At 38.9% G+C, this 7,526-nt stretch carries 6 protein-coding genes; 4 read left to right on the forward strand and 2 right to left on the reverse strand.

Annotated elements, in window-relative coordinates:
* Positions 1-131 precede the first annotated feature (131 nt).
* Positions 132-1,802: a formate--tetrahydrofolate ligase gene (locus tag K6V48_RS11310; protein WP_222369783.1), complete on the reverse strand. Its 1,671-nt coding sequence runs from the start codon at positions 1,800-1,802 to the stop codon at positions 132-134.
* A gap of 198 nt (positions 1,803-2,000) precedes the next feature.
* Here K6V48_RS11310 and K6V48_RS11315 point away from each other — a divergent pair, with 198 nt between their 5' ends.
* The 4 genes from K6V48_RS11315 (at position 2,001) to K6V48_RS11330 (ending at position 5,602) form a co-directional block, all read left to right on the forward strand.
* A complete protein-coding gene (locus tag K6V48_RS11315; RefSeq protein WP_222369784.1) occupies positions 2,001-2,696 on the forward strand; it encodes a phosphopantothenate--cysteine ligase in 696 nt (231 codons plus the stop codon).
* Complete coding sequence (gene coaC, locus K6V48_RS11320; RefSeq protein ID WP_222369786.1) at positions 2,689-3,237, forward strand: phosphopantothenoylcysteine decarboxylase; 549 nt, start codon at positions 2,689-2,691, stop codon at positions 3,235-3,237. Before K6V48_RS11315 ends, coaC begins: the two co-directional genes overlap by 8 nt.
* On the forward strand, positions 3,224-3,793 hold the full coding sequence (locus K6V48_RS11325) for an ECF transporter S component (RefSeq protein WP_024403783.1): 570 nt from the start codon (positions 3,224-3,226) through the stop codon (positions 3,791-3,793). The genes coaC and K6V48_RS11325 overlap by 14 nt, the downstream gene beginning before the upstream one ends.
* Before the next feature lie 90 nt (positions 3,794-3,883).
* A complete protein-coding gene (locus tag K6V48_RS11330; protein WP_222369788.1) occupies positions 3,884-5,602 on the forward strand; it encodes a phospho-sugar mutase in 1,719 nt (572 codons plus the stop codon).
* 488 nt (positions 5,603-6,090) lie between these two features.
* On the opposite strand, the gene K6V48_RS11335 is transcribed toward K6V48_RS11330, so the two are convergent.
* Complete coding sequence (locus tag K6V48_RS11335) at positions 6,091-7,005, reverse strand: magnesium transporter CorA family protein (protein ID WP_222369790.1); 915 nt, start codon at positions 7,003-7,005, stop codon at positions 6,091-6,093.
* Between the last annotated feature and the right edge of the window lie 521 nt (positions 7,006-7,526).

Genomic DNA, 7,526 nt, shown 5'->3' on the forward strand with positions numbered 1-7,526 from the left:
AAAATAGTCCAAGATAATAGAGATAAAAGAAAAACACAGACAGTTCGGCTGAATTTCATCAAAATCAGCTTGAATCTATCTGTGTTTTTTATTTACTGGCTAGTTTTTGCCCAGCCTCTTTTTGTTTCATCTTAGAACAATCCAATTGCAGTGCCGTCTTCTGCTACATCCATATTAAGTGCGGCAGGTACCTTTGGTAAGCCTGGCATGGTCATAACGTCACCAGTTAAGGCAACAATGAAGCCAGCTCCCAATTTTGGAACAAATTCACGAACGGTGATCGCAAATCCAGTTGGAGCACCCAGTGCAAATTGATTATCTGAGAAACTGTATTGAGTCTTGGCCATGCAGACTGGCAATTGATCCCATCCATTCTTGGCAAATTCAGCCAATTGATTTCGTGCTTTCTTCTCAAAGACAACACCTGTACCACCATAGATTTCTGTGACAATCTTAGTCACTTTCTCTTCTAGACTATCTTCTGATTTGTAAAGGCGTTGGTAGTTTGCAACCTGATTTTCAATTGTTGCAACAACTGTCTCAGCCAACTCCACACCACCATCAGCACCATTTGCCCAAACACTTGCCAATTCAACTGGTACACCGATTTCAGCACACAGTTCTTTCAAGGTTGCAATCTCATCAGCAGTATCTGATACGAATTCATTGATGGCAACTATTGCTGGAATACCAAATTTCTTAATATTTTCAACGTGGCGTTTCAAATTCGCAAAACCAGATTTCACAGCCTCTACGTTTTCAGCAGAAAGATCTGACTTAGCTACACCACCATGCATTTTAAGGGCACGAAGTGTCGCTACAATTACCACAGCATCAGGTGCTTTTGGAAGATTTGGAACTTTGATATCTAGGAATTTTTCTGCGCCAAGGTCTGCACCGAAGCCTGCCTCAGTCACAGTATAGTCTGCCAATCGCAGAGCTGTTGTAGTTGCAAGAACTGAGTTACAGCCATGAGCAATATTCGCAAATGGTCCACCATGAACAAAAGCTGGCGTGCCATAGATGGTTTGGACAAGGTTTGGCTTGATAGCATCTTTCAAAATGAGGGTCAAAGCACCTTCCACCGCCAAATCACGCACGTAGACAGGACTGCGATCGAAACGATATCCGATAACAATATTTGCCAACCGTTCTTTCAAGTCATTAATGTCTGTCGCCAAACACAAAATTGCCATGATTTCAGAAGCTACGGTAATATCAAATCCATCTTCACGAGGGATACCGTTGAGCGGACCGCCCAAGCCAACAGTTACCTTACGAAGAGCACGGTCATTTAAATCAACAACGCGTTTCCAGATGATACGACGTTGGTCAATACCTAATGTATTTCCCTGATGGAGATGGTTATCAATCAAGGCTGAAAGAGCATTGTTTGCTGTCGTAATGGCATGCATATCGCCAGTAAAATGCAAGTTGATGTCTTCCATCGGCAAGACTTGCGCAAAACCTCCACCTGCAGCGCCACCCTTAATCCCCATCACTGGACCCAATGAAGGCTCGCGTAATGCAATCATGGTTTTCTTTCCAATTTTAGAAAGAGCATCAGCCAAACCGATGGTAATGGTCGACTTACCTTCACCAGCTGGCGTTGGGTTGATAGCTGTTACTAAAATCAACTTACCAGGCGCATTTTCCTTGACTGCATTGATTTTATCGAAAGACAATTTTGCCTTGTATTTTCCGTAAAGTTCAATATCATCAAAGCTGATACCAACTTTTTCAACGATTTCTGTGATTGGTTTCAAGGTTACACTTTGTGCAATTTCGATATCTGACTTCATAACATCTCCTATATTCCTTTTATATAGATATAGTATAGCATAGATTTCATAAATCATGTATTATTTCAATATCATTGAATGAAAACGTACGTATTTTACTAGTCATACTTTCAATATAAATGAGATATCTTACAATTACCTAATTGAAAACGGTCTCTAAAACTTTACGAAAAATAGAAATTTTAGTAAAATATGAACATGAAATTATTGATTACTTCTGGTGGGACTAGTGAAGCCATCGATCGAGTCCGCGCCATAACAAACCACGCCTCTGGTCATTTAGGAAAATTAATTGCTGAAAAAGCCTTGGATGCAGGGCACGAGGTTACTCTAGTTACGACGAAACAGGCTGTAAAGCCAGCGCCTCATGAGCGGTTAACCATTGTCCAGATTACCAATGTAGAGAGTTTGAAAGCTACTTTAGAACCTTTGGTCATTACACACCAGGCTCTCATCCATAGTATGGCTGTTTCTGACTATACACCTGTTTACATGACTGGATTAGATGAACTTAAAAATACGGATGACATTTCTAGCTTGCTGGATAAACAAAATACAGAAAGCAAGATTTCCTCCAATGATGAGTATCAAGTTCTTTTTCTGAAAAAAACACCCAAGGTTATATCCTATGTTAAGGAATGGAATCCGACTATCACGCTGATAGGATTTAAGCTTTTAGTTGGTGTTCCAAAGGAAGAATTATTTGCGGTGGCACGTCAGAGTATTACTCGGAATGGTGCTGATTTTATCCTTGCAAACGATTTGAACGACATCAGCGAAAATCAGCATATTGGATTTTTAGTGAGTCCGACTGCGGAATTGCAGGCAAACACAAAGGAAGACATTGCCCAGCTGATTTTAGATACCCTAGAAAAAGGTGAACAGAATGGCTAATATAACTCTTGCCGTGACAGGCTCTATTTCAGCCTATAAGGCTGCTGATTTGACCAGTCAATTAACAAAACTTGGCCATAAGGTGACCGTGATTATGAGTCGCTCTGCTATGGACTTCATTACTCCACTTACACTTCAATCCCTTTCCAAAAATCTTGTCCATACTGATGTCATGGTGGAAGAAGATCCAAGTCTCATTAAACACATTGATATTGCAAAAGAAACGGATTTATTCCTAGTTGCGCCAGCTTCAGCCAATACCATTGCAAAATTGGCCCACGGTATGGCTGACAATATTGTTACGGCCACAGCATTGGCTTTGCCAATTGGAACCCCAAAATTGATTGCCCCTGCTATGAATACAAATATGTACATCAATCCTGCAACACAGAAAAATTTGAATACCCTAGTAGAGTATGGATTTGAAGAAATCAAACCACGGGAAGCTCTACTCGCTTGTGGAGATTTTGGAACTGGGGCCTTGGCTGAGGTAACTGATATTTTAGAGAAAGTGAGTAACACTCTTTATGAAAAAAAATAGATCAACTCAAATTGCTACAATTGCAATCTTCTTTGCTGTCATGATTGTCATCAATATATTGAGTTCAATTATTTTTAATATATTGCCTGTTCCAATAAAACCCACCATCGTACATATCCCAGTCATTATTGCTTCTATTATATACGGCCCACGGGTTGGGGCTTGTTTAGGGGCTCTCATGGGCTTGATGAGTATTACCCATAATACTATCATCAGACTACCAACTAGCTATCTTTTCTCCCCATTTGTTGAAAATGGTAATGTTTATTCAATCATCATTGCAGTTGTCCCTCGTATATTAATCGGAATTACACCTTATTTCGTATACAAATGGATAAAAAATCGCAAAGGTTTGTTCATTGCTGGTGCAATTGGTTCAATGACTAATACTATTTTTGTACTTGGAGGTATTTTCTTCCTCTTCTCCTCTGTCTTTGATGGAAATATTCAAGCAATGTTAGCAACCGTTTTAGGTACCAATTCAATTGCAGAAATGATCATTTCTTCTGTATTAACTGCAGCGCTTGTTCCAACTTTACAGAAAATTCAAAAATAAATATCAGAAAATTGCGTGAAAGCGTGATTTTTTCTTTCAAAAATGGTATAATGAAAGCGTTTAATAGAAAAATTTTAAGGAGACACTACAATGACTTATCAAGAATCCTATCAAACTTGGCTCGACTTTGCTGATCTACCTGATTATTTGCGCGAAGAATTGGTCGCAATGGATGAAAAGACAAAGGAAGATGCATTTTACACAAACCTTGAATTTGGTACTGCTGGTATGCGTGGTTATATCGGTGCTGGTACTAACCGCATTAATGTATTTGTTGTTCGTCAAGCTACTGAAGGTTTGGCCAAGTTGGTAGAATCCAAAGGTGAAGAAGCTAAACAACGTGGTGTTGCTATTGCTTATGATTCACGTCACTTCTCTCCAGAATTTGCCTTTGAATCTGCTCAAGTTTTGGCAGCACATGGTATCAAATCATACGTCTTTGAAAGCCTTCGTCCAACTCCTGAACTCTCATTTGCAGTTCGTCATTATAATGCTATTGCTGGTATCATGGTGACAGCTAGCCACAACCCGAAAGAATTCAATGGTTACAAAGTATATGGTGAAGACGGTGGACAAATGCCACCAGCAGACGCAGCTGCTTTGACCGACTATATCCGTGCCATTGATAATCCATTTACAGTTGAATTGGCTGATCTTGAAGCAAGTAAAGAAAATGGCTTCATCACCGTTCTTGGTGAAGAAACAGACGTAAAATACCTTGAAGAATTAAAAGATTTGAGTATCAATCCTGAATTGATTGCTGAATATGGTAAAGATATGAAGATTGTCTACACACCTCTTCATGGTACTGGGGAAATGTTGGCTCGTCGTGCTCTTGCACAAGCTGGTTTTGAATCTGTGCAAGTCGTAGAAGCTCAAGCAACTCCAGATCCTGATTTCTCAACTGTTGCTTCTCCAAACCCAGAAAGCCAAGCTGCTTTTGCATTGGCAGAAGAATTGGGTCGCGAAGTAGATGCTGACGTTCTTCTTGCAACAGACCCTGACGCGGACCGTGTTGGTGTTGAAGTACGCCAAGCAGATGGTTCTTACTGGAACCTTTCTGGTAACCAAATCGGTGCTATCATCGCCAAATATATTTTAGAAGCTCACAAACAAGCAGGCACACTTCCTGCAAATGCTGCCCTTGCTAAATCAATCGTATCAACAGAGTTGGTTACTAAGATTGCTGAAAGCTACGGCGCAACCATGTTCAACGTCTTGACAGGTTTCAAATTCATTGCTGAAAAAATTCAAGAATTTGAAGAAAAACACAACTACACTTACATGTTTGGTTTTGAAGAAAGCTTTGGTTACCTTATCAAGCCATTTGTACGTGATAAAGACGCTATCCAAGCCGTTTTAATCGTTGCTGAGATTGCTGCCTACTATCGTTCTCGTGGCATGACCTTAGCTGATGGTATTGATGAAATCTTCAAAGAATATGGCTACTTTGCTGAGAAAACTATTTCAGTTACTCTTTCTGGTAAAGATGGTGCAGAACAAATCAAGGCTATCATGGCTAAATTCCGTGATAACTCACCAGAACAATTTAACGCAACAGATGTCGCAGTCTTTGAAGACTTTGCCCTTCAAACCAAGACTGACAAAGATGGAAATGTTGAAAAACTCACTACTCCTCCATCTGATGTATTGAAATATACCTTGGCTGATGATTCATGGTTTGCAGTACGTCCTTCTGGAACAGAACCAAAAATCAAATTCTACATCGCGACTGTCGGTGAAACACTGGCTGAAGCAGAAGAAAAAATCGCTAATATTGAAAAAGAAATCAACGAATTTGTTGGTTAAGTTATTACGATCAAGATTACTTAAAATGAAAATAGCGACCGGTACAGGACTTTCTTAACTGAAAATTCCGTGCCGGACGCTTTTTTGTTTTTTGCTTTTCAAATTAGAATTATCGGTGAATTCCATTTTTGATGTGCATACTTATCTAGTTAAGCTAATTTTTTCTTGACATTATCCAGTTTAATAGAGTTGTAATCATAAAGAGCAGTACCGAAAGTGCCAATAACAAAGTATATTGAAAAAGGCTCCAAAGTCCTGTCGACTCTGGAACCTTTTCTATTTACAAGCTTTCTTAATGTTTTTGTCCCATGGCAAAAAAGCTTCTAGCACCTCTTTCTGGATGATTCTTTCAAGTCTTTATCAACTTGATGACATTAATTTACTCCTTGTTCAGAAAAAAATGAATGACAGTTGGTGCCTATCAATTACCATTTTGTGCAAAAAAAAAATTGAGAGTTTCCCCTCAAATTTCTCTATATAATCTTTTTTCACCCTTGTCGACGCATGACGAGTTTCAATACTTGAGCAATAATCAGCCATAATACAAGTGCTAGAATGACAATCCAAATCCACGCTTGTGGCTCGTTTTGCCATGGCAACTGAACATTCATCCCAAAGAATCCAGTGATAACAGCAAGAACTGCGAGTAAAATGGATATTATCGTTAAAATAGTCAGGTTGTCATTCAAGTTATTGTTCAAGATATTATTGTAAGCGCCTGACAATTGTTGAAGAATCTGAGAATCCAGCTGCGTCATGGCTGCTAGCTGCCGGGCTTCAATTAATGCATCGTCCAGTTCTTCCAATTCAATGCTACCGAGTTTTTGAATATGTGGGTGGTTCCGCAATTGTTCCAACACGAGCACATTTTGATTTCCTGCGGTTAGTAAATAGACTAACCCAGTTTCCAAGTCAGACAGTTCTAATAGCAGTTGCTTGGTCGTCCTCTTTCTTAACTTAGCATTCAGCGTGTCTTTATCACGATCCAATTGATCCAAAACAGGGAAATATTCTTTGGAAGCAATCGTTAAAGTGGCGAATAGGAACTGTTGACAGGTCAAAACTGTATTATTAGCCAAATAGTTTTCTAGTTTTTCCAGCAAATAAGCATTTCTCGCATTGAAAATCGTAATAAACTGATTTTGTTGCACGATAAACGCCATCGGTGTTGTTTCATAATAATTATCCTCTTTTGTTATATCTAATAGATTAAAAATCAATAACAATCGATCGAGTTTTACATTGTATTCTAAATGGGCCCGCTCATTTTTATCAAGAGCGTAAGAAATTAATTCATTATCTAAGTCATATTCATCTACTAACTTTTTATCAATGATTTCTCTCCCAGAATGGATAATAATCCAGCTCAATTCGTTGTTGATGCCAAAACGTTTTTCAATCACTTTCTGCCCTCCTATCACTTGCTCTAACTATTATAGTTTATAAACATTTTTTTGACAAATTTTTTCAATATTGTTAAAGAGATATTGAAATAAGAAAATGTTGAAATATTTTTCGTTCAGGATTGATAGACCAGATTGATTTCCATAGTAGACTGGGGCTAGGCAAAAAGCCTAGCACTACTCTTCAGAGTTCGTGTCAACATCTCAGCGCAGTGGTTGATTGGCAGATTTGTTCGTGTTTTACACTCCAAATCTGACCATTACGACTGTTGCGAACAAAGTTCGCTCCATTTCCAACCTCCAACAGTCACTACTCTGACTGTTGGAGCTGTGCGGTGGTGGGAGTGAAACAGTCTGGGGATAGACTGTTTCAGCTCAACAACTCGAAACGAAAAATTGTTAACGAACTCTTTTTCTACCATTTGTCAAGTCCATCAAGGTATTTGACGAAAAATATTTTGAGTTCAATAGTCAAAATAAGGAAATTGTTTTCTTTTGGACTAAAGTTTAGTGAAAAAAGT

Origin of the sequence: Streptococcus suis (assembly GCF_019794555.1) — a bacterium.
Taxonomy (GTDB): Bacteria; Bacillota; Bacilli; order Lactobacillales; family Streptococcaceae; genus Streptococcus; species Streptococcus suis_AB.

Excerpts from the sequence above, each read along its gene's own strand:
- K6V48_RS11310 (WP_222369783.1), bottom strand. The coding sequence starts at position 1,802 with ATGAAGTCAGATATCGAAATTGCACAAAGTGTAACCTTGAAACCAATC.
- K6V48_RS11315 (WP_222369784.1), top strand. The coding sequence starts at position 2,001 with ATGAAATTATTGATTACTTCTGGTGGGACTAGTGAAGCCATCGATCGA.
- coaC (WP_222369786.1), top strand. The coding sequence starts at position 2,689 with ATGGCTAATATAACTCTTGCCGTGACAGGCTCTATTTCAGCCTATAAG.
- K6V48_RS11325 (WP_024403783.1), top strand. The coding sequence starts at position 3,224 with ATGAAAAAAAATAGATCAACTCAAATTGCTACAATTGCAATCTTCTTT.
- K6V48_RS11330 (WP_222369788.1), top strand. The coding sequence starts at position 3,884 with ATGACTTATCAAGAATCCTATCAAACTTGGCTCGACTTTGCTGATCTA.